Annotated in this window: 19 protein-coding genes and 2 pseudogenes; 13 read left to right on the forward strand and 8 right to left on the reverse strand. The window is 63.3% G+C overall.

What is annotated here, in order from left to right:
• Positions 1-178 precede the first annotated feature (178 nt).
• The 10 genes and pseudogenes from ACQS5P_RS06395 to recR all read left to right on the forward strand — a co-directional run bounded on the left by ACQS5P_RS06395 (position 179) and on the right by recR (position 11,728).
• Positions 179-1,699: a right-handed parallel beta-helix repeat-containing protein gene (locus ACQS5P_RS06395; RefSeq protein ID WP_428940074.1), complete on the forward strand. Its 1,521-nt coding sequence runs from the start codon at positions 179-181 to the stop codon at positions 1,697-1,699.
• A 263-nt stretch (positions 1,700-1,962) separates the two neighbouring features.
• A complete protein-coding gene (locus ACQS5P_RS06400; protein WP_428940075.1) occupies positions 1,963-4,011 on the forward strand; it encodes a polysaccharide biosynthesis tyrosine autokinase in 2,049 nt (682 codons plus the stop codon).
• 112 nt (positions 4,012-4,123) lie between these two features.
• The gene (locus ACQS5P_RS06405) at positions 4,124-4,648 is read left to right on the forward strand and encodes a hypothetical protein (protein WP_428940076.1); all 525 of its coding nucleotides are present in this window, start codon (positions 4,124-4,126) and stop codon (positions 4,646-4,648) included.
• A 39-nt stretch (positions 4,649-4,687) separates the two neighbouring features.
• Positions 4,688-6,043, forward strand: a complete 1,356-nt coding sequence (locus tag ACQS5P_RS06410; protein WP_428940077.1) for a glycosyltransferase family 4 protein — start codon at positions 4,688-4,690, stop codon at positions 6,041-6,043.
• Between the two features lie 65 nt (positions 6,044-6,108).
• Complete coding sequence (locus ACQS5P_RS06415) at positions 6,109-7,263, forward strand: glycosyltransferase family 4 protein (RefSeq protein WP_428940078.1); 1,155 nt, start codon at positions 6,109-6,111, stop codon at positions 7,261-7,263.
• Positions 7,264-7,350: 87 nt separating this feature from the next.
• Positions 7,351-8,799 carry an O-antigen ligase family protein gene (locus tag ACQS5P_RS06420; RefSeq protein ID WP_428940079.1) on the forward strand — a complete coding sequence of 483 codons (1,449 nt, stop codon included), beginning with the start codon at positions 7,351-7,353 and terminating at the stop codon, positions 8,797-8,799.
• Between the two features lie 52 nt (positions 8,800-8,851).
• A pseudogene (locus ACQS5P_RS06425) lies at positions 8,852-9,928 on the forward strand (glycosyltransferase); the annotation flags it as partial.
• Between the two features lie 143 nt (positions 9,929-10,071).
• Positions 10,072-10,299 (forward strand): annotated as a pseudogene (locus ACQS5P_RS06430) (hypothetical protein); the annotation flags it as partial.
• Between the two features lie 60 nt (positions 10,300-10,359).
• A complete protein-coding gene (locus ACQS5P_RS06435) occupies positions 10,360-11,055 on the forward strand; it encodes a transposase (protein WP_428940996.1) in 696 nt (231 codons plus the stop codon).
• Between the two features lie 64 nt (positions 11,056-11,119).
• Positions 11,120-11,728 carry a recombination mediator RecR gene (recR, locus tag ACQS5P_RS06440; protein ID WP_428940080.1) on the forward strand — a complete coding sequence of 203 codons (609 nt, stop codon included), beginning with the start codon at positions 11,120-11,122 and terminating at the stop codon, positions 11,726-11,728.
• A 103-nt stretch (positions 11,729-11,831) separates the two neighbouring features.
• Here recR and ACQS5P_RS06445 read toward each other — a convergent pair whose 3' ends face one another.
• From ACQS5P_RS06445 to ACQS5P_RS06465, 5 genes are all read right to left on the reverse strand, one after another.
• On the reverse strand, positions 11,832-12,188 hold the full coding sequence (locus ACQS5P_RS06445; protein WP_428940081.1) for a hypothetical protein: 357 nt from the start codon (positions 12,186-12,188) through the stop codon (positions 11,832-11,834).
• Positions 12,189-12,237: 49 nt separating this feature from the next.
• Complete coding sequence (locus tag ACQS5P_RS06450) at positions 12,238-12,450, reverse strand: hypothetical protein (protein WP_428940082.1); 213 nt, start codon at positions 12,448-12,450, stop codon at positions 12,238-12,240.
• 92 nt (positions 12,451-12,542) lie between these two features.
• A complete protein-coding gene (locus tag ACQS5P_RS06455) occupies positions 12,543-13,562 on the reverse strand; it encodes a DUF481 domain-containing protein (protein WP_428940083.1) in 1,020 nt (339 codons plus the stop codon).
• Between the two features lie 84 nt (positions 13,563-13,646).
• Positions 13,647-14,204, reverse strand: a complete 558-nt coding sequence (gene mscL, locus ACQS5P_RS06460) for a large conductance mechanosensitive channel protein MscL (protein WP_428940084.1) — start codon at positions 14,202-14,204, stop codon at positions 13,647-13,649.
• A gap of 137 nt (positions 14,205-14,341) precedes the next feature.
• A complete protein-coding gene (locus ACQS5P_RS06465) occupies positions 14,342-14,716 on the reverse strand; it encodes a hypothetical protein (protein ID WP_428940085.1) in 375 nt (124 codons plus the stop codon).
• A 298-nt stretch (positions 14,717-15,014) separates the two neighbouring features.
• Between ACQS5P_RS06465 and ACQS5P_RS06470 the strand changes: the two genes are divergently transcribed.
• Complete coding sequence (locus ACQS5P_RS06470) at positions 15,015-16,301, forward strand: redoxin domain-containing protein (RefSeq protein WP_428940086.1); 1,287 nt, start codon at positions 15,015-15,017, stop codon at positions 16,299-16,301.
• Positions 16,302-16,326: 25 nt separating this feature from the next.
• Here the strand turns inward: ACQS5P_RS06470 and ACQS5P_RS06475 are convergent, their stop codons facing one another.
• The 3 genes from ACQS5P_RS06475 to ACQS5P_RS06485 are packed head-to-tail and all read right to left on the reverse strand — an operon-like array spanning position 16,327 to position 20,831.
• Positions 16,327-16,905, reverse strand: a complete 579-nt coding sequence (locus tag ACQS5P_RS06475) for a hypothetical protein (RefSeq protein WP_428940087.1) — start codon at positions 16,903-16,905, stop codon at positions 16,327-16,329.
• 22 nt (positions 16,906-16,927) lie between these two features.
• Positions 16,928-17,368: a hypothetical protein gene (locus tag ACQS5P_RS06480; RefSeq protein ID WP_428940088.1), complete on the reverse strand. Its 441-nt coding sequence runs from the start codon at positions 17,366-17,368 to the stop codon at positions 16,928-16,930.
• 13 nt (positions 17,369-17,381) lie between these two features.
• Positions 17,382-20,831, reverse strand: coding sequence for a fibronectin type III domain-containing protein (locus ACQS5P_RS06485; protein ID WP_428940089.1), 3,450 nt, complete (start codon positions 20,829-20,831; stop codon positions 17,382-17,384).
• A 769-nt stretch (positions 20,832-21,600) separates the two neighbouring features.
• Between ACQS5P_RS06485 and ACQS5P_RS06490 the strand changes: the two genes are divergently transcribed.
• Both ACQS5P_RS06490 and ACQS5P_RS06495 read left to right on the forward strand, forming a co-directional pair.
• A complete protein-coding gene (locus ACQS5P_RS06490; protein WP_428940090.1) occupies positions 21,601-22,893 on the forward strand; it encodes a BNR-4 repeat-containing protein in 1,293 nt (430 codons plus the stop codon).
• Between the two features lie 150 nt (positions 22,894-23,043).
• Positions 23,044-23,841, forward strand: coding sequence for a hypothetical protein (locus tag ACQS5P_RS06495; RefSeq protein WP_428940091.1), 798 nt, complete (start codon positions 23,044-23,046; stop codon positions 23,839-23,841).
• Positions 23,842-23,854 lie beyond the last annotated feature (13 nt).

Raw genomic sequence — 23,854 nt, forward strand, 5'->3', positions numbered from 1 at the left:
GGATCGACGGGTTGTTGGCGCCGTCGTGGGCTTTGGCGGCGCATGAGGCTGTCCCCCCAGTCGGGTCCCCGCGTGGTCTTGCCGGTCATGTTTCACACCTTTGAGGACCTGTTGTATGCGTACCCCACCACGCACCGGCCGTCATGCGCGCGGGTTTCCGCGGTCCAGTCATCCAGGCTTGATTGATCGACGCCGGCTCCAGCCGCCGCCAGCAGCCTCGCTGGAGACGCTGGAGCCGCGACAGTTGCTGGCGGTCTTGAACGTCAACGACTTCGGCGCCACGCCCAACGGCGGCACCGACGACCGCGGCGCGATTCTGGCCGCCATCAACGCCTCGGCGCCGGGAGATACCATCCTGTTTCCCGGCGGAACCTACAACATCACCCAGCCGATCGTGGTCAAGGGAGGCGGCCGAATCTACAAGGGCGCCAACGGCGCGACCATCGTGAGCAATGGCGCCGGCAAACGGGTGTTCCATCTGGTGGAGAACAACGCGACGTTCTCGCAGCTCACCTTCCAGGGCGCCGGACTGTTCATCGACCGCACCAACTCTTCCCAGAGCGGCATGGTCCAGGGCGTGATCGTCGATAACTGCCGCTTCAACGTCCAGGGCGGCGGAAATGGCATCGAGTTCACCGTCGGACTGCGAAACAGCCGAATCACCAACAATACCTTCAATCCCATCAACGGCGACAACGGAATCTACGGCTACAACTGGGACAACCTGGTCATCGCCAACAACGAGTTCTACAACGGCAACGAAGGCATCCACCTGATCGCGCATTGGGATCCTTCGCCCAACCTGCTGATCGAACAGAACTATTTCTCCGGCCTGAGGCGGATGGGCATCGAGATTCAGGGCGGCGGGGTGAACACCATCATCCAAGACAACTTCTACGAGAATCCCTCGCTCAGCCCGCGGTATAACGACAACCTCAGTTGTTTTGCCTACTCAATCATCTGCGATCGCAGCCAGAACACGATCGTCAGGCGCAATACCTCGATCGCGCCGCAGCGTCCGGACGGCACGGGCGTGCGAGTGATCTTCGAGCTGGGAGGATTCAACCTTCAGGCGTACGACAACTACAGCTACGGGGGCAATCACGTGGTGGCGGTCAACGGGACCAACGCCACCGGCGTCGTCCGCGACAACCGCTTCAGCAACTACCTCATCGGTCCGTCCAATGCCAACGGCGCCAAGGTCGTGTTCATCAACAACGGGCCGAATGTGCCGCTGACGTGGGATATCAACCGCGGCCGGCCGTATCCCAACCAGCGCTTCGGTGAGGCGCCGCCCGTGGGCGAAGCGCCTGAAAGTCCCAGCGCGCTGTCGTATCAGGTGCAGAGCATCAGCGTGGTCAACTTGTTCTGGACCGATGAGTCAGACAACGAGCTGGGATACCGCATCGAAGTACTCTCTGACGACGGGACGAGCTGGCACGATCTGGCCAGCGTTGGAGAGAACGTGACCAGCTTCACGGTGACCGGGCTGAACGGCACGCGAACGTACACTTTCCGCGTGCGCAGTTACAACCAGTTCGGGGTGTCCGATCCGTCCAACGCGGTTCTGGTGGCGATGCCGCGGGTGGACATCATCACCAATGAAGACCTGGTCAATGAGCTGACGCCGATCGGTGACCGCCGCAACACGATCGGGGCGGTGCGTGATCTAACCGACCCGCGTTCGTTTGAGGTCTGAGCTGGCGAACAAACGCCGGCAAGTGTCCGCAAGACGTTAGCGGGCATAGCCTTATTGTCGTTCACGTGGGCTGCCTTTTGTGCCGCCAGCGAGGTGCTGCGCGCAACGGAAACACCCCTACCGCCGGCACTTTTGGAACAGTTTTTGTAACCTGCGGCAGCGTGCCGGCGCCCTTAGGTCATTCCATTTGTCGGCCCGCCGCCGATATCGTAAGGTGAAACGGCCTGGTTCCCGTGTGCCAACCGGGAGGTCGGGAAGCTGGAATGCGTGAGCGTCAGGACATCGTCCTTCGGCCGTACTACCCCCCCGCCGGGGCTGCCCCAGCGGCGCCGTACCTGCCGCAGCCGTACGGTTACGGTTCGGCCCTGCCTCCGGAGGTCCCAGAACCCTCGCTGCTGCGACCGATTCTGCGGCAGTGGTGGATGGTGCTGCTGTTTGCGCTGTTCGGGTTCGCCATGGCGATGGCCTACGTGAAGAACACCACGCCGCTGTACACCGCCTACGCCAAGATCTACCTTCCCCCGACACCGACCGAAGTGGCCAACGCAATCGGCGGCATCGAGCGCGGCAGTTTTCTACAGACCCAGGTGGAGGTGATTCGCAGCACGCCGATCCTCAGCCGCGTCGCTGATACCCCCGGCATTCGCGGGATGCGAACCTTCCTGCCCGCCAACGGCAACCCCGTCCTGTTCCTGCGCGACGAGCTGGACGTGCAACTGGAACGAAAAACCGACCTGATCGTCATCGCGCTTCAGTCGCCCCACCCCGATGAGGCCAGGACCATCGTGGAGACGGTGGTGAAGGCGTACAAGGCGTATGTGCAGGAGGAGCGAAACGATCGCACCACCGGACTGCTGAAATCGCTGGAAGACAAAAAGGCCGAACAGGATCAGCAGGTCGCGGCGCTTCAGCAGCAGATACGCGAGTTCCAGGTCAAGAACCCGACGATCAGCCGGCAGACCGGCCAGGATGTGATCGGCCTGCGCGATCTGGAGACGATCAGTTCCCGGGTGATGGATGCTCAGTTCCGGCTGCTTGACGCGCAGGCGTTGTATGGCCCGGGGCATCCGGTGGTCAAGAAGCTCGAGCAGCAGTTCGGCGATCTTCAGCGGCTGTACGAGGAACATTCCGAGCGCTACATGCGGCAGAATTCCAAAGCCGGACAGCTTCAGCAGATGCTGAGCGAGCTGGAGCAGAAGCAGGAGTTTGCCCGCCGGCTGACCGAACGCATACGCGAGCTGGAGACCAGCGTCGCCGGACGAAAGCTCATGCAGATCGACGAGGTTGATCCGCCGCGAGTCTCTGAGTTTCCGACCTGGCCGCAGACGAACCGGATCCTGGCCGTGGCGATCGTCGCCGGCGTGCTGCTGGGGGCGGGACTGGCGCTTTTGCGGGACCGGCTGGACGGACGGCTGCGAAGCGTCGAGGAGATCCAGACCATCATCGGCCTGCCCATTCTGGGCGTGGTGCCGGCGATGAGCGGTCGTCGCACCGCCGTCGCCCGCGCCATGACCGTGCATCTGGACCCCCGGTCGGTGGTGGCCGAAAGCTACCGCACCATCCGAACCGCCGTGTACTTCGGCACCAACGGCACGGCCTGCAAGACGCTGCTGATCACCAGCCCCGAGCCCGGCGACGGCAAGACCACCAGCGCATCGAACCTGGCCATCGCCATCGCCCAGACCGGACGCAGCGTGCTGCTGCTGGATGCGGATTTCAGAAAGCCCACCCAGCACAAGAACCTGGACATCAAGGACGCGGTGGGGCTTTCCAGCGTGCTGGCCGGACGCGAGCCGCTGGAGCGGGCGATCCAGCGTACCGGCGTGGAGGGGCTGGACATCCTGCCCTGCGGCCCGATCCCCGCCAACCCCAGCGAGATCCTCAACAGCCGGGAGTTTGGCGAGCTGATCGACACGCTGGCCACACGCTATGACCACATCATCTTCGACAGCCCGCCGGTCAACGCGGTGACCGATGCCCGGATTCTGGGCGCGGTGTGCGACGCGACGATCCTGGTGCTGCGTGCGGACAAGTCCACGCGCAAGGCCGGCGAGCACGCCCGCAACGCCCTGCTGAGCGTTGGCGCCCGGCTGCTGGGGGCGATCGTCAACGACGCCCCGCGTCGCAAGGGCTATGAAGTCTACGGCGGAGGGTATTACTACGGCGGGGACTACGCCTGCACGCCGCCCGCCTCCGCCAGCCGCCGTCTGGCGGCTCCCCGAGCCGTAGATTCCAGCGAGGACCAGGACCAGACCGAACAGGATTCGCAGCAATCCAATCCGGCGACTCGCCGCCGCCGGGATATCGCCTGAACGTTGAGTGAGGTTGAAGAACCGATCGTGGCAGCGCCTCGCGGACCCTCGAGTGACGTCTGCACTGTGAGATTCGAGTTGTTTTGCAAAACTCGCGAGGGAGAAAAGAGGTATGCTCCGCAGGCCTGGAACGTCGGATTTTCGCACCCCCCGCACCGCCGGGACGATCTTCAAACGAACCGTCAGAACGCTGCTGTCTGCGGAACAGTTGAACCAGGCGATCATGCGTGAAAGTGCGCGGGTGGATCGTCGTGGCGGCGGGACGCTGTCGCTGGTGTTGTTCCGGCTGCCATCGACAGGCGGGCGCGGCCGCAAGCGTCGGATGAGTATCTCGGCGGTTCGGCTGGCGCGGACGATCCTCCAGCGCATCCGCGTGACCGACGACGTCGGGTGGTTCGACGATCAGCACCTGGGGGTTTTGCTGCCAGACACCCCACCCGCCGGCGCCTGGCGATTGGCCCAGGAGGTGTGCCACGTCGTCGCCCGACGCGGACCACGACCACTGTGCACCATGTACACTTATCCGGCACGCCGCTCATCCGAACCCCACGACGTCGAGCCGACCGTCGTCCGCACCAGCGAAATGCAACTTGACCGTCGCGTGGAACAGGCCTCAGCGATTAAAGTAGCATCCTGAGTGATGCCGGATCAGTCGCTGATGATCACGACCACCACGATGCATTCATCGTCGAGTGCTTCCACGGAGGAATCGGCGGGGCTGGCCCGTGGCGAGATCGCACCTGCCCCGCGCAGAAGACGCCGCGTGCTCGTCTCGGCTATCGCCGTCAGTCCGGTGCGGGGTTCGGAAGCGGGCATCGGCTGGAACATCGGCTCGCGACTGGCCAGATATCACGATGTGACCCTGATGTGCATCCCCGGCACGCGCGACCCGCATCGCCAGGAGATCGAAAGCTATCTCAAAGAGCACGGCCCGATCCCCGGGCTGACGATGCTGTACATCGAGCCAACCTGGCTGTTCCGGCTGTTCGACCGCAACAGCAGTTCGCTGCTTCGGCCATTTTTCTACATCGGGTACGCATCATGGCAGCGGGCGGCGTATCGGACGGTCAAGCGACTGCACGCCGAGAAACCCTTCGAGCTGACGCATCACCTGAACATCCTTGGCTATCGCGAGCCGGGATATCTGTGGAAGCTGCCGATCCCGTTTTTCTGGGGGCCTGTCGCCGGGGCGTCGAATATGCCCTGGCGGTATTTTCGGATGCTGAGCTGGCGGGATCGGGTGGCCTACGGGCTGCGCAATATCGCCAATGAAATCCAGAAGCGGCTGGCACGACGTCCGAGAAAAGCGGCGCGGGCGGCGGCGCACATCTGGGCGATCGGCGAGGACAACCGCCGCATGTTCACCGACGTGTTCAAGGTCCCGGCCGAGTGCCTGTGCGAAGCCGGCGGAAAGCCGCGCCCGGACCTGGCGTCGATCAAGACGTACAACCCGGCCAACGAGCCGCTGCGTCTGGTCTTTGCCGGCTACCACATCGGTCGAAAGGCCGTGCCGATCGTCCTGCACGCCATTGCACGGGTCGCAAACGAGTTTCCGATAACCTTCACGTCGCTGGGCAGCGGACCGGAAAAACCGAAGTGGCAGCAGTTGGCGCAGCGACTGGGAATATCCGATAAGGTCACGTGGATCGACGAGCTTCCGCAGGCCCAGGCGCACGCGCGCATGGCCCAGGCGCACCTTTTCGCATTTCCCAGCCTCCAGGAGGCTTCCAGCACCGTGACGCTGGAGGCGCTGTCGCTGGGATTGCCGGTGATCTGTCACGACGCCTGCGGCATGGGGTTCATCGTGACCGGCGACTGCGGGATCAAGATCCCGATGCGCAGTCCCGAGCAGAGCATCCAGGGCTACGCCGACGCGCTGCGGCGGCTGCATCAGGACCCCCAGGAATTGACGCGCCTCTCGCGAGGCGCGCTCAAGCGCAGCCAGGAGTTGAGCTGGGACTACGCCGCCAGGATGATCGCCGAAGGCTACGATCGAGTGCTGGCCGCCAGAGAAAGAGCACGTGAGCGGTGACGAATGGCCGGAAACCAAGCTTGAATCACGATTGGCCGTTCCTTGCGCAGCGGTCGGTTCCGAACATGGGCTTTGACAGTGTCGCATCCTCGCGCAGTGCAAACGCCACCGTCGCGGATCTGGCGTCGGCGGAGGCGACGCGCATCCGGGTCGGATTCGACATGACCGGCGTGTACGTGACGCAGGCGGGAATCGCGCGCTACGTTCGCGGCCTCAAACGCGGGCTGGAACAAACCAAACCCAGCGGCATCGAGATCTTCCCCATCGCCTGGGAGGTCCAGAGCTTCTCGTATCAGCAGCCGCAGCGGGCGATGAAGACGATCTACCGGGAGCTGATCTGGGGCAAGCTGATCGCCCCGCGCATCCTCAGCGCCAGAAACGCCGACCTGCTGCACTCGACGTCGAGCCTGTTCATCCGCCGGCCCGGCGACGTCAAACACGTCGTCACGCTGCACGACCTGAGCATTTCCCGACATCCCGAGCGTTTCCGCAAGTGGCAGATTCAGTCGTGGCATCGCCGTCTGCCGGTCATCCGCAACGCCGATCGCGTGATCACGATCAGCCGGTTCACGGCGGATGAGGCGATGAAGCTGCTGGGGCTTGAGGCCTCGAAGATCGACGTGGTGCATAACGGCTGCGACTGGCACGAGGATCAGATCACGTTCAGCGAGGCCCGTCCGACGAGCTTTGCGGTTCCCGATGAGTTTTTCCTGTTTGTCGGCTCGCTGGAGCCGGGCAAGAACCTGAAGCTGCTGAAGCAGGCGTGGCTGCTGGCCGAACAGCAGAACCACCGGCTGCCGCCGCTGCTGATCGTCGGCTCGCGTTGGGAAGGCGTGGCCACCGAAGGCGAGCAGCCGAAGGACTGGCACTACCTTGGCCGCCAGCCCGACGACGTGCTGCTGTACCTGTACCGCCGGGCGCAGGCGCTGATGTTCCCCAGCATCTACGAGGGCTTTGGCTTTCCGGTGATCGAGGCGATGGCGCAGGGATGCCCGGTGATCTGTTCGCCGACCTCCAGCCTGCCGGAAGTAGCTGGCGACGCGGCGATGATGGTCCCGCTGGAGGCCTCGGAATACGTCAGAGCGGCCCGCGAGCTTCTGGGCAAACCCGATCTTCGCCAGGACCTGATCTCCCGCGGGCGGCAACGCGCCGCGCAATTCACGTGGAGGCGCTGCGCCGAAGAAACGGCGGCGGTGTATCACAAGGTGATGCAACGCTGAGGACCCGGCCGCCTGCCCCGATGCAGGCAGCGGCAAGGCGACTGACAACGGCTGGGGCCGCGCGTACGATACCGAGTCCCGAGGTCGATGAACCTGATGACCCGCGATGCAGGCATGTCTATCCCGCCCATTTCGGCGCCGCCGGTGCTCGATTACCGCGTCCCCACGCCGCACGTGAGCTTGCGCCTGTGGCGGGCGTTGCGGCTGGGAGACAAATACCTGGCCGTATTGTGTCTGGCGCTGCTGGGCTATGCGCTGGGCGGGCGCGGGTTTGCCTACTGGGGATACAACCCGCTGTTCATCGGGGAGCTGATGCTGCTGTTCGGCGCGTTCGTCCTGTTGCGCATCGGAGTCCTGGTGCACGTGCTGAACCTGCGGGCGATGCTGCCGCTGATCCTGTTCATGTGCTGGGGCGCCGCCTGCACCATCCCGCACCTTCAGCGCTACGGCCGGGACGCCATCCGCGACGCCGTCGTCTGGGGATACGGCACCTATGCGTTCATCGTCGCCGGGCTGCTGATCGCCTCGCCCCCGCGTCTTCAGAAGATCGTCATTTATTACCGCAAGTTCGCCTATGCGTTTCTGATCCTGGCGCCGTTCTTCTGGTTCGTCTGCACGTTTTTCGAGGAGCAGTTGCCGACGTTCCCGGGCGGGCACGTGCCGATCATCCAGATGAAGGGGGGGGACATGTGCGTACACCTGGCCGGCGTGTTCTCCTACGTGGTGGCGCTGGGCGCGGGGATGAACCCCTGGATCGCCCCGCTGTTCGTGCCACTGAACCTGGGGCTGAATCTGCATGGACGGGCGGGAATGGTCTCGTTCTGCCTGGCGGCACTGGTGTCGATGCTGCTTCGTCCATTCCATCCGCGGGCGATGCGGATCTTCTTCGTGATCGCGCTGGGGCTGTTCCTGCTGTGGGCCAGCGACCTGCGCATCGAAAAAGGCGCGCGCGAGCTGTCGTTCCGGCAGCTCATCGAGGGCTTCCAGAGCATCGTCGCCGATTCCGACGACGAGGCGCTGCACGGCTCGAAGGAATGGCGGATGAAATGGTGGACCGACATCGTCAACTACACGGTCTTCGGCGACTACTTCTGGATGGGAAAGGGATTCGGAATCAACCTGGCCAGCGACGACGGGTATCAGACCAGCGAGGATGAGAGCCTGCGCAGCCCGCACAACGGCCACATGACGATGCTGGCCCGCGCGGGCGTGCCTGGATTCGTGCTCTGGGGATTCGTCCAGGGCACCTGGGGCATTCTCATCGTCCGCAATTACTTCCGCGCCCGCAAACGCGGGCATTTGAACTGGTCGGGCGTATTCATGTTCCTGGGCTGTTACTGGGCCGCGTTCATGGCCAACACCACCTTCGATGTGTTCATCGAAGGCCCGATGGGAGGTATCTGGCTGTGGTGCATCTACGGCGCGGGGATCGGCGCGGTGTACCTGTACCGGCGATATCCGGATCTGCTCACGCCCACGCCAGGCCGCGCCGTTCAGCCTGTGGGATACGCCGCGGCAACAGCGGGTCCTGCATGACATGAACACTCCTGCACGACTGTCGCCACAAGCCGCGCCGCGACCACGCGTCATGCAGTTCATCACGCACCTGGCTCTTGGCGGGGCCGAGCGCGTGGCGATGAGCCTGATGCGCGGGCTGCGCGAGCGCTGCGACTTTGCCGTCTTCGCCGCCAACGGCATCGACCCCGGCCAGGTGGGGCAGGCCATGCGCCGTGAACTGATTGAATTGAACATCCCGTTGTTTGTGGGCACGAATCTGCCGATCAAGGCCGGGGGAATGCTTCTGGCCGGACTCTGGGCACGGCGCGCGGTGCGCAGCTTCCGCCCGGACATCATCCACCTGCACACCGAGATTCCCGAGTCGGCCTACGCGACGATGGTCACGCTGGATCCTTCCCTTTCGCGTATTCCGGTGCTGCGCACGATCCATAACGTGGTCTACTGGGAGCCCTGGCGTCGGCTGGGGCGATGGTGCGACCGGCGGATGAGCGGCTCGTATGTCGCCTGCGTCTCGCACGATGCGGTGGGCGCGTTTCAGAAGCTGCGCGCCGAATCCGGCGCCGGGCAGCCTCCCGCGCCGCCGATGGTCATTTACAACGGAGTGAGCGTCGATGAACCGCCCCGCCCCATCGATCGCATGCCGGGCTCGCGCATCCGCATTCTGTTTGCCGGGAGGTTTGAAGATCAGAAGGGAACGGATCTGCTCCCGCAGATCGTGCGCGGCGTTCGCCTGCCGCCCGGACGAACCTGCGAGCTGATCATCCATGGCAGCGGAGCGCACGAGCCGATCCTGCGCGCCCTGGCCGCCGATCCACCGGCCGGCTGGTTCATCCAGGTGCATGGCCCGGTGCCGGACCTGCGGCGGCGAATGAAGGATTTTGACCTGTTGATCATGCCTTCGCGTTACGAAGGGCTTGGGCTGGTGGCGATCGAGGCGATCCTGCTGAATCTGCCGGTGCTGGCCACGGATGCTCCGGGGCTGCGCGAAGCGCTGCCGCCAACCTATCCCTGGCGAGCGCGCGCCGGCGACGCGGAGGACTTTGCCCGCCAGCTTCAGTCGGCCCTCGAGCAGCCCGGATCCTGGGCAGCGGCGCTGCGGCAGGCTCAGGACCACGCCCGCCAGCGCTTCGACCCTTCGGCGATGTGCAGCCAGTACCTGGAGCTTTACAAAAAGGGGTCGGGAGTCTTTTCCGCGCCGGAAAAGACTCCCGACCGGCTCAGTCTCGACCCTCTCCAAGTTCGGCGCATGTTCGGTAGCGCCACGCCGATGCAGTGGGTACAAGCTGCGGGATGGAAACATCTCGATCACCATGGAAGGTCCTGCGGCAGGCCCATGAACTGGCCCTCCGCGTCTGGCCGGCCTACTCCTGCGACTGCAGCCGCCACGACTTCACGCTCCCGCAACTCTTCGCCTGCCTCGTTCTGCGCGAGCAGCTCAAGCTCAGCTATCGCAGGGCCGAGCAACTGCTGCGCGACTCGCCGCAGTGGCTGGCCGACCTCGGCATGTCCCGCGCCCCGGATCACAACACCCTCTGGCGGGCCTTCGGCACGCTTCTCAAGACCCGGCGCGTCAACCGCATGCTCGACCTCCTGGCCCAGCTTGCCGCCAAGGCCAAACTGCTGCGTAAGCTCGACTCGAGCAAGCCGCTGACCCTCGACAGCACCTGCTACGAGGCGCGTCACCGCTCACGCCATTACGACCGCGTCTGCCGCAAGATGCTCCTGCGCGATGGCGGCAAATACACCGAAAAAACCGATGCAGACGAGGTCAATCGCTCACGCTCGCGCCGGGCCCGGCAGATGCCGAAGCTGGCCCTGGCGGTGGCCTCGGCCTGTCACCTCATCCTGGCGGCGCGGGTTCATATCGGCTGCGGGTCCGATGCGCCGGACTTCGCGCCGCTGTTGTACCATGCGTGGCGGCGGGCCAATGTGAACGTCGTCGTCGCCGACGCTGGATACGACTCAGAGGCCAACCACCGCAGCGCCCGCCTGGACATGGGTGTGCGCTCGGTGATTCCCACGGGCATCGGGCGGCCGTCGAGCAAGCCGCCCGGCGGTCGATATCGCCGGCTGATGAAGCAGCGGTTTGCCCGCAAGGCGGACCGGCGAACCTACGGCCAGCGAGCGCAGAGCGAGACGGTCAACAGCATGATGAAGCGGAACTTTGGCGATGCCCTGCGTTCCGTGCAACGCCGCCGTCGCCGGCAGGAGATGCTCTTGCGGACCCTGACGCACGACCTCATGATCTACGCCAATTATGAGGGTCGAGACTGAGCCACTCCCGACCCCTTTTCTATCGTCGCCCCGGCACCGCCCGCTCGACTAGAATTGCCAGGTAATGTCCAGCTATACACAAAGCATCCAAAACCTGATGAAGGAACTGGCCAGCCTCCCGGGGATCGGCATGCGCTCCGCCGAACGCATCGCCTTTCACATCCTCAAGCAGAAACCGGAAGAGGCCCTGAGGCTGGCCGACGCCATCCGTGACGTCAAGACGCGAATCCGGCACTGTTCGATCTGCTTCAACCTGACCGAGCAGGACCCCTGCCAGATCTGCTCCGACCCGGCACGCGATCCCGGCATTGTCTGCGTCGTCGAGCAGCCCAAGGACCTGCTGGCCCTGGAATCCACCGGCCTGTACAGAGGGGTCTACCACGTGCTGCTGGGGCGAATCGCACCCCTGGAGGGCATTGATCCGCAGGACCTGACGATCGACGCGCTGATGCAGCGACTGGCCAGCGGAACCGTCCGCGAAGTCATCATGGCGACCAACCCCAATCTCGAAGGCGATGGTACCGCCCTGCACCTTCAGAACCTCATCGGCCAGCGATTCCCCGCCGTGCAGGTCACGCGGCTCGCACGCGGCCTGCCCACCGGCAGCAACATCGAATACGCCAACCGCAACATCCTGGCCGACGCGATCAGCGGTAGACAGAGAATGCAGTAACCGGCGATCGACCCGGGATTCGCCGCCGAAGGCTCAATGGCGCATTTGCGTTGGATCACTCGCTGGTCTTCAGGGGATTGATGACTGCTCGTCATTACTCCGATCATTGAGTCGGCTCATCGCGCTTGCTTCGCGCTTCAGGGAAGAGCTTGCGGCGATCGCGTTCGAGCTGCTCGTCGCGTATGGGACTGGGCTGGGTTCTCAGATCCGTTCCACCGCCGGGAATGCCCGCAGCAGCGCCGCCACCGCTGGAGGCGTCGCCGGCGCCGGGGCCGCCGCTGATCCGGGCAGGGGGCTGCGACTGCTGCTGAGGCGATTGCGGCGCGGCCGTTGCGCCGCGCCCCGCTCGGCCGCCATGACGCCGCGGCGATCGCGACGTCGAGCTTCGCTTTGTGCCGCCGGCCGAGCTCGCCACCTGCGGCGAGTCGAGCTTCCGCTGTTGCTGCTTGTTGATGGCCATGGTCGGTACTCGTTTTGATGATCCCTGGTTCATGAGGGATTGCTGACGGTCACTGATTATCACTGGGCAAGTTGTCCTGGCCGCGGGAGTCATCGTCGGAGATCTCCGCGGCGAAGCTGTCGTCCTCGCCCCTGACGGGGTTGGCAACACTGCTGGCACCGCCGTGATGAACGGCGTCATCCTCGGGCGCGCGCTGCGAGAATGCTTTGTTGCTCGATCGTCGGCTGCCCGAAACGTCGCGATTGCTTCGTCGCGTTGGCATATCCACACCTGTCGTGCTGAGCCTGCCGTCTCAGACCTCAGGTGTAGCAACTGCCGCGCCCCGATCGGGTTTCCCCAAAAAAACGCGCGATCTCAGAATGTCCAGCCGACCCCCAGCAGGTAGCGCAGGTCATCATCGACAGCACCCGCCGCCGGTGTCGAATCGTGCTGCCACTCGAATTTGAACTCGGTGAAGAACGAGTCGGTAAGGCTCACGCGCATGCCCGCATCGGCAGTGATGATGAAGTCGGCGATATCCTCCACCGACGGCAGGTATTCGACGTTGTGGAAAAACGACACGTTCTGACGCAGTTGCTTGTCGAAATGGTACGCCAGACGCACCGACACGAAGTCGTTGCTGTCTCCGGTGTCATATTCCTCGTACACGTACGACAGACCCGCCTCGGTGTTGAAGTTCATCCGGGCCGATTCGATCCACTGGTAGCCTACGCCGATGCCCGGCGACAGCCGCCAGTCCAGGCCGGCGATGCGGTCGTGCTCAACCTTGGCCAGCCCATAGCCGTACAGCTTCTCATTGAAAAACCGGTCATACTTGCCCTGAGCAAACCAGTGGTCGGTGGTCGTGTTTTTCTCGCCGGTGTCCGGATCTTCCTGGCGGCCAAAGTTGTACCCGGCGCCCACCGTGAAACGGTCGTCGATGCTGTCAGTCTCCCGCCGCAGGCTCGCGTCGATCTTCACGCCCAGTTCTTCCGTGTTGGTGTTCCCGCGCGCGATCGCGCCATTCACCAAAATCGATCCAGTCCAGGCCGACTTCGGCGGGTTGATCTTGCGGATGCTCTCCAGGGGCAACGCCTGACCATCGGCCGATCTCACCTGGCCCTGCTCCGCCGCCGCAATCGCCTGGTTGATCGTTCTGCCGTCGGCGGTTCGCAGCTCGACGGGCGTATCCGTCGAAAACGTCGCCACATCGTTCATGTCCACGCTGATCTCGCCCGCCACCGTCGATTTGATCTTCAGTTTTCCGCCATCCAGGGTTTGGATCTTGCCGGTGAGCTTGTCACCGTTCTTGAAAAGGACTTGATCCGCCCGCGCGCCGGTACTTGCGGCGCTGACGAAAGCAACGATGACGAGGCATAGCAGTGATGCGCGCATGGATCTTCCCGTATCGACAAAAACCTTCGATGAGGGTACGCCGAGGCATGACGCCGGCAAGAGCAAATCGTTGGCGATGATCGCTCAGCCGCCAGCCGCTTCGCGCGGCTCCCGCGTCTTGAGAATGTCGCGAATCTCCGTGAGCAACTGCACGTCCGCCGGCGGAGTCGCCGGCGCCGCTGCCGCGGCGGCCTGCTCGCGCTCGAACCGCCGCCGGGCCGTGTTCATCAGCTTGATCACCAAAAACACACAGAAGGCTACGACAATAAAGTTGATCACGATGGTGATGAAGTTGCCGTAAGCGATGACGGGCCCAAGCTGCCTGGCTTCCGCCAGCGGAAGTCTGCTGGCCGTGCTGAACAGGTCCATCGCCGATGCCATCACGCCCTGCTGCGTCGCCGGCTGAGTGGCCGCGATCGCAGCAGCCTTGGCGGCATTGGCGGCGTCGATCTTGTCCGACAGGGAGATATACAGGTTGCTGAAGTCCAGATTTCCGACAATCTTGCCAATCGGCGGCATCAGGACATCCTCGACCATCGACTTGGTCACACTCCCGAAGGCGGCGCCGATGATCACGCCGACGGCCAGGTCCACCACATTGCCCTTCATCGCGAATTCCCGGAATTCCTTGAGCAGACCCATGACCTGTGCCTCCCAGTATTTGAGGTGAGCGCCCCCAAGCGGCGCGCAACCCCCCTCAACAGGCCAGCAGGGTGCAGGATCAACCTGCACTCTGCGGGCGCCTTCAGCAGCTCGTCCGTCCTGTTCCGCGGCGGCGACTATCGGGGCAGCACGCCGCCGGCCCCACCGGCAAGCTTCGCCGCCGCCAGCATCTTGCGTGCATCCTCGATCTTCGAGGCCCACTCCGCCGGCAGCCTGCCCTTCATCGCCTCCAGCTTGTTCAGCGTCTGCTCGGCCAGTTCGAGCTTGTTCTCCTTGATGTAGTTCGTGACCTGTTCGAGCAGAGTCTGCGCTTCGGCAGTGGCGGCAGCGCCCGCGGCCTGCTCGGCCGCCGGGGCGGTGGCAGCAGGGATGGCTGGGGCGGGTCCGGCCGGCGCCGCGGGCTCGGCCGATGTCGCCTGCGGCTGAGGAGGAGGCGGTGACGGCGCCTGCTCCTTCTTCTCGCATCCGCCCATCGCGATCGCCGCACTCATCACCAATCCCGTCAACCAAAAACCGCTTCCCATACGCATGGCTGCCTCCTGTGTTAAGCCACCTGCGTTCAATGCACGACCATCGCAACGACCATCCGCCAGATGATAACCGGACTGTGCAATCGGCAGCAAAGAGTTCTTGTCCCGCAACACCTTGCAGGCGCGCCGCTGTTCGGATTTTCCTAAACCCGCGCAGGCGGTTACAGTCCTATCATCCTGTTCCGCGGCTGTGCCGGACGGTCCGGCGGGCCGCCGAAGTGAAACGGCTGTACCCCAAACTCTCAGACTCAGGACGGACATGATGATCCTGTCACCTTCTTACACGTTTCTGCGCGCGTTGGCCGGATGTGCTGTGCTGCTCGGGCTTGTGGCCCGGGTGGCGGCGCAGGCCACGGAACCTGCGCCGGCGACCGCCCCCGCCACCGCGCCGGCCAAGCCCCACGTCACCCCCGCCGCCGACGCCATTCTCGACGAGATTCGCCAGGCCTATGCCAGCCTCAACTCCCTGGAGATGGCCGGCGTGGTTACGCTGAATCTCGACGCCGCCGGACAGAAACGCAACGACAAATCCAACTTTACCGCGTGGTTTCAGTCCCCCGACCGATTCCGTCATGAAATGAGCGACGACCTGCTGGTGGTTTCCAACGGGCAGAAGGCCTTTCTTTACAAAAGCGATCTCAAAAAGTATCTGCCCGTGGATGCGCCAAAGGGACGGCAGCCGGTGGCCGATCTGCCGGCCATGATCGGCGTGCCCCTGGCCGAGCAGAACCGCTCGCTGCTGATGGCCATCACCCAGGATGCCGCCGACACCCTCACCTTGGGCGCCAGCCATGTCGAGCGCGGCCCGGACGTGACCCTCGATGGCACAAGCTATGCATCATTGAACCTCAAGACCGATACCGAAAGCATCCGTCTGCTGATCGATCCCAAGACGCATCTGCTGCGGCAACTCTCGATCGACGTCAAGCAGAGCCTGATCGATCAGGGCGTGCCGCAGGTCAACGCCGCCGAAGTCACGATCGACTACACCAAGAGCCAGCCCAATGCGCAGGTGGCGCAGGTGAGTTTCGACTGGACGCCGCCGGCGGATGCGTCGGAGGTCAAGCCTCCGGCCCAGCGTGATCCGGCGCTTGCCGGAGCGGCAGAGAATCCCGAGGCGCTGGTGGGCAAGCCCGCGCCCGACTTTTCCCTCAAGGACATGGACGACAAGGACGTGAAGCTGTCGAGCAACAAGGGCAGCGTCGTCGTGCTGGATTTCTGGGCGACGTGGTGCGGCCCCTGCCGTGAGGGACTGCCGCACCTGAACAAGCTGTACAACGAGCTTTCGCCCCAGGGGCTGAAGGTCTGGGCCGTCAATCTCCGCGAGCCGAAGGACAAGGCCGCCGGCTTCATGAAGCAGCAGAACCTCACCCTGCCGGTGCTGCTGGACAGTGAGGCGACGGTCGCGGATCTTTATCGCGTCAGCGGCATCCCGCAGACGGTGGTGATCGGCAAGGACGGAAACGTTAAAAAGGTGCTGGTCGGCTTCGGTCCCGGCAGCGACCAGCAGCTCCGCCAGGCCGTCACCGCCGCCCTGGCGGAGTGACCGCCGCAAAGGCAGCGAACCGCGATCAGCCGCGATTCGCAGCGCTGGCAGAATCCGCGCCGGTGCTCGATGGCTTGCCCAGATTGGCGGGGATGGGCGTGCCGCATTCCGGGCAGCGATCTTTGCTGGCGCGAAGGTCGTAGGCGCAGACCGGACATAATCCTCGTTCGATCCGACGCCGCCCGACATCGAGATGATACCGGCAGAACCGCAGCAACATCACTGAGGGATACGCGCCGAAAAGCAGGAGCAGTGCTCGGTAGAAAATGTGGAATTGCCAGTACCGCGGTCCATTGTAGTACCTGGAGAAATGAACCCCTGCTAAGCGCGATTCCTGCGTCTTCGCATATTTCTCATAATCATAGCTATCGGGCGGGGAATGTCGGATGATCGAATCGAGCGGGCCGCTGAACATCAGACGCCCATAGCCGCTCCGCACCGCAAAATGTTCACGTCTGCCCAACGTGGGGAGACCCTCACAAGTGCAAGTTGGATGCCAGATCCAGAATCCACCGGGGCGCCAAGAGAGCGGCCAAGCGATGCCGATCACAGAGCATGTCGCCAGTAACGAGATCAGAACAGTGATACGCAATGGATTGCTCATGCCGGATCAGCGAAAGACGCCTTCAAGGCAACGGCGGGTGTTTGGCTCGGAGCTTCTGCATTAGGTCATCAGAGTTCGCGGCGAACGCCGCGTCGAAGATACAACGAACGATGTGTTCATCATCAGTATATTTGATTGGCGCGGATGCACTTGCTTCATTCTCGAATCGTACGGGATACTTGTACCGATCGGTTCGCGTTGAGGTGATGTTGTCACTGAGTGCCGACACTAGGCGGGCGAAATCAAAAGTACCGGATCGCACCGAACGACCGTACGCGCCTCCACTGCCATATCCGTAGACCCCTGAGCCGTCGGGGCGAACTCGCACAAACCAAGCTCCGCTTTCTACCGTCAATAGTTCACATGGGGTCGGCTCTCCACAGCCAGCGGCAGGCGCGCTGGTGAGCGCCAGCGCAGCAGCAAGCACACACACCATGAACACGGCTGAAATAAACGTCTGCATACGACAACCTCGCTTACCGTCCATACATGATTGCATCATCCCGAAGATGGAATCTGACATCTTCGCCATCACCCGGCAGATTTCTGCGAATCAGGAAGGCATCCACCGATACTGCGGGCTCAGTTGCAGTGCCGTTTCTGTTCAAGTCTGCGCCCCAAACACGTTCGTCCTCAATCCGGTCGACGTCTTGGAAGATCCCCGCGATCGCGGCCTTCTCGAAACCGTCCGAGTCCAAGTACATTACGCCATAGGATGGGTCGAGGTACACGCTCCCGCCTTCCGGGTCTACTTGTATCTTGACGATGTGGTGTCGCTCGAAGTGCGACAGTGGATTTGCTTTGCCTTGCCCGGGGATCCCATTGACATCGTCGGAGACATCGGCGACGGTCCAATAATAACCCGGCGGACCCAACACACTCCTGTAGTAGAGGTTGATATAGCCGTAAGTTGGATTACCTGAGCGACCCCCTTCTGAACGGAAGTTCCAGTCTTGGATTAGGAGTCCAGTCGCATCGCTTCGCTTCGGGACCACCTCAATCCATTCGGTGACCCCGTCAATCCCTTGGGCACGAAGCAAATCGATGTACAAGTGCACCCACGCACCGCATTGACCGTCACCATTGGCATCAGCGAGAAGCATCGCCGTGTGCGTATTCTGGGTCAGCCAGTCAGCGTAATAGGTCAGGCGCTTGCCATCGGCTCTGCGTACGTCACGGTCCACGAATTCCCGCCACAGCTTTTCGGGAACCTCTGCCGCGTCGCCAACCCCCTTAGCGTTCTTCGTTCCAAGATGCACGACAGTGTGGAACAGCTTCTGCGGTGTGCTTGGAGCGAACTTTGGGTCACCGAGAAGCACGTAGACTTGATTCTTCGTCGTGCCGCCCGGACTCCACGTCTTGCCATCATCAAGCGATATCTGCCATTCGATGACGAATGGGTCGAAGTGGTTGATGTAGTTCTCGAAGGCAGCGGAGGCGATGTCCATCACCGTCACCGTCGAACCGCTTATCACGACCGAGCCGTCTTGGCCGTTTGGAGTGTCCGTGTCGCCATAGAATTGGTAAGCGTAGGTAGTATTGCCCCGTACGCGGACCCGGCCCGGAGGAGTAAAGCCGTCGGGAAGCTTGAACTTCGCCTCGACCGCCATGGCTCCGCCTCGGACGTACGCGACCGGGTACTTCCGATCTCCCGGGTCATCAGCGTCGCCATCTGGCGTCGCCGAGTTGTCCTTCCAGTGAGGTCCAAGGTACGTCCCCGTTCCGTCATCTCGTTCCACGGCTTTGAAATGATCCTGATTGTGAGCTCTATAGGTGACTTCGGTCGGCGTGATCGTGGGAACCTGTCCCGCGTCGCCCAGCGCCATCGTCGCGATGGCGCCCCAGTGCGAGGCGCTGGCCAGCGCCACCACCGTGATCGTCTCGTCGCCTTCCAGCAGATAGTCGGCCACGCCGGTCACGGGCACCTGGATCGGGCTGCCGCTGAGGTTCAGGCTCAGGCCCATCGGAATAGTATAGTCCACCCCGTACGTGGCGCTGCCGAACAGCAGCAGATCGACGGTGACCGGATTGTCGATCGACCCGCCGTTGACCGTGAAGGAGCCGGTGGTACCCTCCTGGGGAGAGCCCGGCGTGATCGACACCCACTCGACCTGTGGCGAGCTCGTTGGCAGCGTCGGCACGACCACGGTCTGGCGGATGGGCTCGGACTCGCGGACGCCGCCCACCCCATCTCCAAACGTGTAGGCGCGCACCTCGATCTCGTAGGTTGTGGACTGCTGGGTCGATCCGCTCAGCCCCAAGCTGTACTGCGTCAGGCTTCCTTCGGGGATATACAGTCCACTGTCAAACGGTTCGGAGTCACGCCGGGTTCGGATCACGTAGCCGGCGTTGCCCGCGGACTTGTCCTGCCATGTGAGGTTGAAGGCGGTCTGGTTGAACCGCTGGATTTGAAGGTTCTCGGGGGGCAGCGGCGCGATGGCGGGCGCGGGCTCGGTCATCGTCTCCGATGTCAGGTTCAAGCCGCTGGTGCCGTCCGCGTCTTGCGCGATGACCACGAAGAAGTAGGTTTCGCCATCGACCAGTCCGCTGACGCGGTGGCTTCGGGCCGACCCCGGGAGCTCTGCAACCCGCTGGAATCCCGCGATCGAAGCCAGGAGCGGGGAACGACCGTACTTCAGGTAGCGTGCCCGATCGATCGCGTCGACGTAGAACTTGGCCGGGTCGGTCCAGGGGAACGTCCAACTCACGTCGATGCTCGTGGATGTGGCCGCGACGGCATGCACTTCGGTGGGGCTACGCACCGTGACGATGTTGCTCGGAGGAGTTACTCCGAAGGGGCCAAAGGCATAAAGGTGATAGCTCGCGATCGTAGTGGTGGGCAGACCACGGTCGAAGAACTGTGTTCGGTTAGGGCCGGCTTGATGCAACAGATCCCAGGTGCCCGACTCTCCGATGCGCCGGAAGATCCTGAAGCCCACCTCCCCCGCGGTCTTGTCAGTCCACTCCAAGGCGATCTCTTGCAGCGCCGTCCGCCGCGCGCTCAGTTCCGGGGCGAGATGGGCAAGCGGGTTCGGAGCCTGCGGTGCGGGCGCGATCGTAGGAGACGTTGGGGTGGAGGGCGCGGAGCGGGCGTTCGCATTCACTGCCGAAATACGGTAAACGTACGCCTCTCCCGCGCTGACTGAGTAGTCGATCCAGGAAGTCTGGTCAGCAAACGCGGCGCCGACCTCCTGGAAAACCTGTCCACTGGCGCCGTCCCGTCGCTCAATGCTATACGCGATTTCCGCGTTGGTGGGATCTGTCCAAGTCAGCTCAATCCCGCCCGTTGGCACCGCGGCGGCACTCACCCCCGTTGGCGGCGGCAGCACCGTCACCGCTCCGCGCTTGGGCGTGGTCACGATCGCCGTGCCCCAGCCGTCCACCGCCTTGACTCGATAGCTGTACCACGTGCCGTCGGGCAGGTTGCTATCATCGTGGCTCGTGCTGCCGGCGGGGAGCGTCGTCAGCACTTCATAGCTGCCACCCGCCTCGGCACGCTCCACTCGCCAGTACGCTTCGTTGGTCACGTTGTCGGTCCACGACAGCCGCATGACGTTGCCCAGCACCGGGTCCACCGGCAGCGCAAACACATAAAAGTCCGTCACCGCAGGCAGTCTGTTCACGAAGCTGTTGTCCAGGATGCTGTAGTCGCTGCCGTCGATCACGCCGTTGTAGTCCAGGTCCCCGCTGGACCACCCGGACAGGTGGTTGACAAAGCCGTTGTCCACGATCGCGTAGTCCGTGGCATCGACGACGCGGTTGCGATCGATGTCGCCGTTGAGAAACCAGAATCCTCCGTAATACGTGCCGGTCATCGTATCGCCGGAGCCATTGCTCACCGCGCCCGGCGGGATCTGAATCTCGTAGTTGCCGTTGCGCAGGATGCCGTAGCCGTCGTGGGCGTCGGGGAAGCTGAGCATCGTCATGCTGCCCGCGGTCCCCTCGTACTGCACCGGCTCGACCAGGTCCGTGTCCTGACTGTACACGTGCAGCAGCGAGGCGTTCACGCTCACGGGCTGGTTCCACGTGATCAGCAACCGGTGTGGCCGCTGGTCGTAGTCCAGTTCCACATCCGTGACGACCGGCGAGCTGAGAAAGACCCTGGCTTCACACGGCTCACAGCGCGCTACCCCCCCCCCGAGGCTGCGCTTGATCAGCCGCCAAACGCCCAACGAGCCGATTCCACAACGCCGACAGAAGCGATCGAGGTTGCATGACCCTGTCCTGTTGGTTCCCCCTGCTCGAATCGTCCCTTCCCAATTCGTCTGAGGATGCGAACAATGCACGCAACTACCATGCGGCAAAAGCACAGTCAAAGAAATTCCGGGAAAAATCGCACGACTCAATCGGATCCAGGGCTTGAGGGTCCTGGCCGCCAATGTTCGCCAGCCCAGCCCACCCTGCCGGTGCTGCTGGACAGCGAGGCGACCGTCGCGGATCTTTATCGCGTCAGCGGGATTCCGCAGACGGTGGTAAACGGATCGCGAGCTGCGGCGATTTGGCCGCGGCCGAGCCGAGCGGATCAGGAGGATTGCTTTGTCTCGGAGGTTATCGTTCGGGCTGCCTTCCCCAAACAAAGACTCCCGACCCCTTTGTTCATCAAACAAAGACTCCCGACCCCTTTTTTCATGCGACCCCTTTTTTCATGCAATCTGTCGTAAGGAAACGGCACTCACTTCCGACCCGTTTTTCATGATGGACGAGTGGATCAGCCTCAATGACAACGGCGGGTGGTCGTGGTTTCAGGATGAGCGGGCGATCATCGATCCGCGATCCGGGCTGCTGCTGGTCAGCTCCATAGCCAACGGCAGGGGCGCCGGTGCAGAACACCGCGCCGGTGATGTGGACATCGTTGCGTATGACCTGACGCAGCGGCGGGTCGTCGCGCGGCACGTCCTGGCCAAAATCAATCCCGACGATCACAACTCCGCGGCGCTGCTGGTTCGGCCCGATGGGAGATTCCTGGCAGTCTATTCCAACCATGGCGACGATCATCTCTCGCGCTGGCGGATCTCAGCACGGCCCGGCGATGCATCCGAGTGGCGGCCGGAACGCACGTTCGATCACTACCCCGGCCAACACCATGTCTGGACGGGCGTGACCTATTCCAACCTCCTGTACCTGGCATCCGAGAACCGAATCTACAACTTCACGCGCACACACGGTTATGATCCGAACTTCATCATCTCCAGCGACGGCGGCGAGAGCTGGAACTATGGCGGACATCTGCTCACCGACCCCGCGCGCAACCCAAGCCAGCGGCCCTATGTGAAGTATGCGTCCAATGGTGTGGATCGGATCGACTTCATCACGACCGAGGGACATCCCAACGCGTACAACAACGGGATCTATTCCGGATACCTTCGACGCGGCAAGCTGTTCAAGACCGACGGCACGCTGGTTGGCGCGCCGGGCGGCGCCGACGGCAAGACCGCGCCGCGCGCGGACGCTTTCACACCACTGCTGGTTGCCAACAGCGTCTTCGCCGGGCTGAAACGCACTCACGCCTGGCCCGTCGATCTGGTGGTCGATCGCGCCGGCGTGCCGCATGCGATGTTCAGCTCACGAATCGATGGAAACAGCGACGATCATCGCTTCTACTACGCGCGATGGAATGGCCAACGCTGGAACGTCATCGAGCTGGCCAGGGCCGGGGCGGGACTGTATCCGGCCGAGCAGGACTATACCGGCCTGGGGGCGATCGATCCGGAAGACCCCGGCTTCGTCGTCATCTCGACGCCGATCGATCCGGCGACGGGCGCGACGATGGAGCACTACGAGCTGTTTTGTGGCCGATCGCGCGACGGCGGGGCGACGTGGCGATGGCGGGCGCTGACGCAACGCTCCAGCGCCGACAACCTCCGCCCGACGATCCCCGCCGCAGGCGGCGGCGCTCGCGCCATCCTCTGGCTGCGTGGATCGTATCGAACCTACACAGACTACAACCTGGCGGTTGTGGGCATCCTCCAGGACAGAGTCATGGATTGACAAGCGGGGCTGAAAGCTCGCGGCTCCGTCGATCCTGCGCGGACTGCATCGCGATGCTTCATGATGACCTGGCAACTTTGTGCCTCTGTTCAGGAGATCGGCAACGGCCAGTTCCGCAGGGCGCCGTGTGGAGTTACTCTATCCTGCGCCATGTTCGAAGAACCGGATGAAAGCCAGACCCCCGCCGAGCGCGCTGCCGACCCGGCACAGCGGGCCAGGGAAAAAGCCGATGAGTTCCGCATGCACGCCGAGCTGGCGGCGGTGTTCGAGGGGGTGAGGAAGTTTGATGCGCAGATCAAGCCTTCGCTGGACATGGAACTCGCCCGCGACGTGCAGCGCGCAATGGCCAGGCTGGAAAAGTCCAAGTCCCCCGGCATCCCGGTGCTGCCGGAGGAATCGACTGCCGAGGCGGCCAGGATCCTGGACCTGCCGACGACATCGCGGCTGAGCACCAACGACTACTACATCCATCGCCGTCCCGGTGAGACGATGATCATCCGCTGGCTCCAGGGCGAGCAGGTGCAGACGTTCTACGAGCGTCTTCAGGCGCACTTCGACGCGGCGCTGAACCAATGCCGCGAAGACGAACGGCAGGCGCACGGATGGAAGCAGGATCCGCAGTGGCTGGCTTACCTGGCGGCGCTGGACGCGATGAAGTTGAACATGGCCGAGCGATACCTTCGCCCGCTGATCCGCCGGCACGGGCTGTTTGTGCTTTCGACGCAGACGGTGGATGAGATGGACATACTCCACCTGTGCGAGTTGATCATGGGTGTATCGGCCGAGGAGGTGGTCGGGCGTGCCTCGGCGCCGCCCGAATCGCCGACGGAGCGCGATCGCGCGTGGTTTTTCAGGCTGTTTTCGCTGCGCGGCATGAAGCAGCAGACCGAGCAGATGTGCTTTTTCACCTATCTTCAGAAAGCGCAGGACAGCTTCGATCTGGAATGAGCAGCCGCGACGC

This window comes from Fontivita pretiosa, from assembly GCF_050410795.1.
GTDB classification, from domain to species: domain Bacteria; phylum Planctomycetota; class Phycisphaerae; order Tepidisphaerales; family Tepidisphaeraceae; genus Fontivita; species Fontivita pretiosa.

What these genes read in the sequence shown, in the direction of transcription:
- ACQS5P_RS06470 (WP_428940086.1), top strand. Translation starts at nt 15,015, where the DNA reads ATGATGATCCTGTCACCTTCTTACACGTTTCTGCGCGCGTTGGCCGGA.
- ACQS5P_RS06410 (WP_428940077.1), top strand. Translation starts at nt 4,688, where the DNA reads ATGCATTCATCGTCGAGTGCTTCCACGGAGGAATCGGCGGGGCTGGCC.
- ACQS5P_RS06455 (WP_428940083.1), bottom strand. Translation starts at nt 13,562, where the DNA reads ATGCGCGCATCACTGCTATGCCTCGTCATCGTTGCTTTCGTCAGCGCC.
- ACQS5P_RS06415 (WP_428940078.1), top strand. Translation starts at nt 6,109, where the DNA reads ATGGGCTTTGACAGTGTCGCATCCTCGCGCAGTGCAAACGCCACCGTC.
- ACQS5P_RS06445 (WP_428940081.1), bottom strand. Translation starts at nt 12,188, where the DNA reads ATGGCCATCAACAAGCAGCAACAGCGGAAGCTCGACTCGCCGCAGGTG.
- mscL (WP_428940084.1), bottom strand. Translation starts at nt 14,204, where the DNA reads ATGGGTCTGCTCAAGGAATTCCGGGAATTCGCGATGAAGGGCAATGTG.
- ACQS5P_RS06400 (WP_428940075.1), top strand. Translation starts at nt 1,963, where the DNA reads ATGCGTGAGCGTCAGGACATCGTCCTTCGGCCGTACTACCCCCCCGCC.
- ACQS5P_RS06490 (WP_428940090.1), top strand. Translation starts at nt 21,601, where the DNA reads ATGGACGAGTGGATCAGCCTCAATGACAACGGCGGGTGGTCGTGGTTT.
- ACQS5P_RS06495 (WP_428940091.1), top strand. Translation starts at nt 23,044, where the DNA reads ATGTTCGAAGAACCGGATGAAAGCCAGACCCCCGCCGAGCGCGCTGCC.
- ACQS5P_RS06465 (WP_428940085.1), bottom strand. Translation starts at nt 14,716, where the DNA reads ATGAGTGCGGCGATCGCGATGGGCGGATGCGAGAAGAAGGAGCAGGCG.
- ACQS5P_RS06405 (WP_428940076.1), top strand. Translation starts at nt 4,124, where the DNA reads ATGCTCCGCAGGCCTGGAACGTCGGATTTTCGCACCCCCCGCACCGCC.
- ACQS5P_RS06450 (WP_428940082.1), bottom strand. Translation starts at nt 12,450, where the DNA reads ATGCCAACGCGACGAAGCAATCGCGACGTTTCGGGCAGCCGACGATCG.
- ACQS5P_RS06435 (WP_428940996.1), top strand. Translation starts at nt 10,360, where the DNA reads ATGCTCGACCTCCTGGCCCAGCTTGCCGCCAAGGCCAAACTGCTGCGT.
- ACQS5P_RS06480 (WP_428940088.1), bottom strand. Translation starts at nt 17,368, where the DNA reads ATGCAGACGTTTATTTCAGCCGTGTTCATGGTGTGTGTGCTTGCTGCT.
- ACQS5P_RS06485 (WP_428940089.1), bottom strand. Translation starts at nt 20,831, where the DNA reads ATGACGATGCTCAGCTTCCCCGACGCCCACGACGGCTACGGCATCCTG.
- ACQS5P_RS06475 (WP_428940087.1), bottom strand. Translation starts at nt 16,905, where the DNA reads ATGAGCAATCCATTGCGTATCACTGTTCTGATCTCGTTACTGGCGACA.
- recR (WP_428940080.1), top strand. Translation starts at nt 11,120, where the DNA reads ATGTCCAGCTATACACAAAGCATCCAAAACCTGATGAAGGAACTGGCC.
- ACQS5P_RS06420 (WP_428940079.1), top strand. Translation starts at nt 7,351, where the DNA reads ATGAACCTGATGACCCGCGATGCAGGCATGTCTATCCCGCCCATTTCG.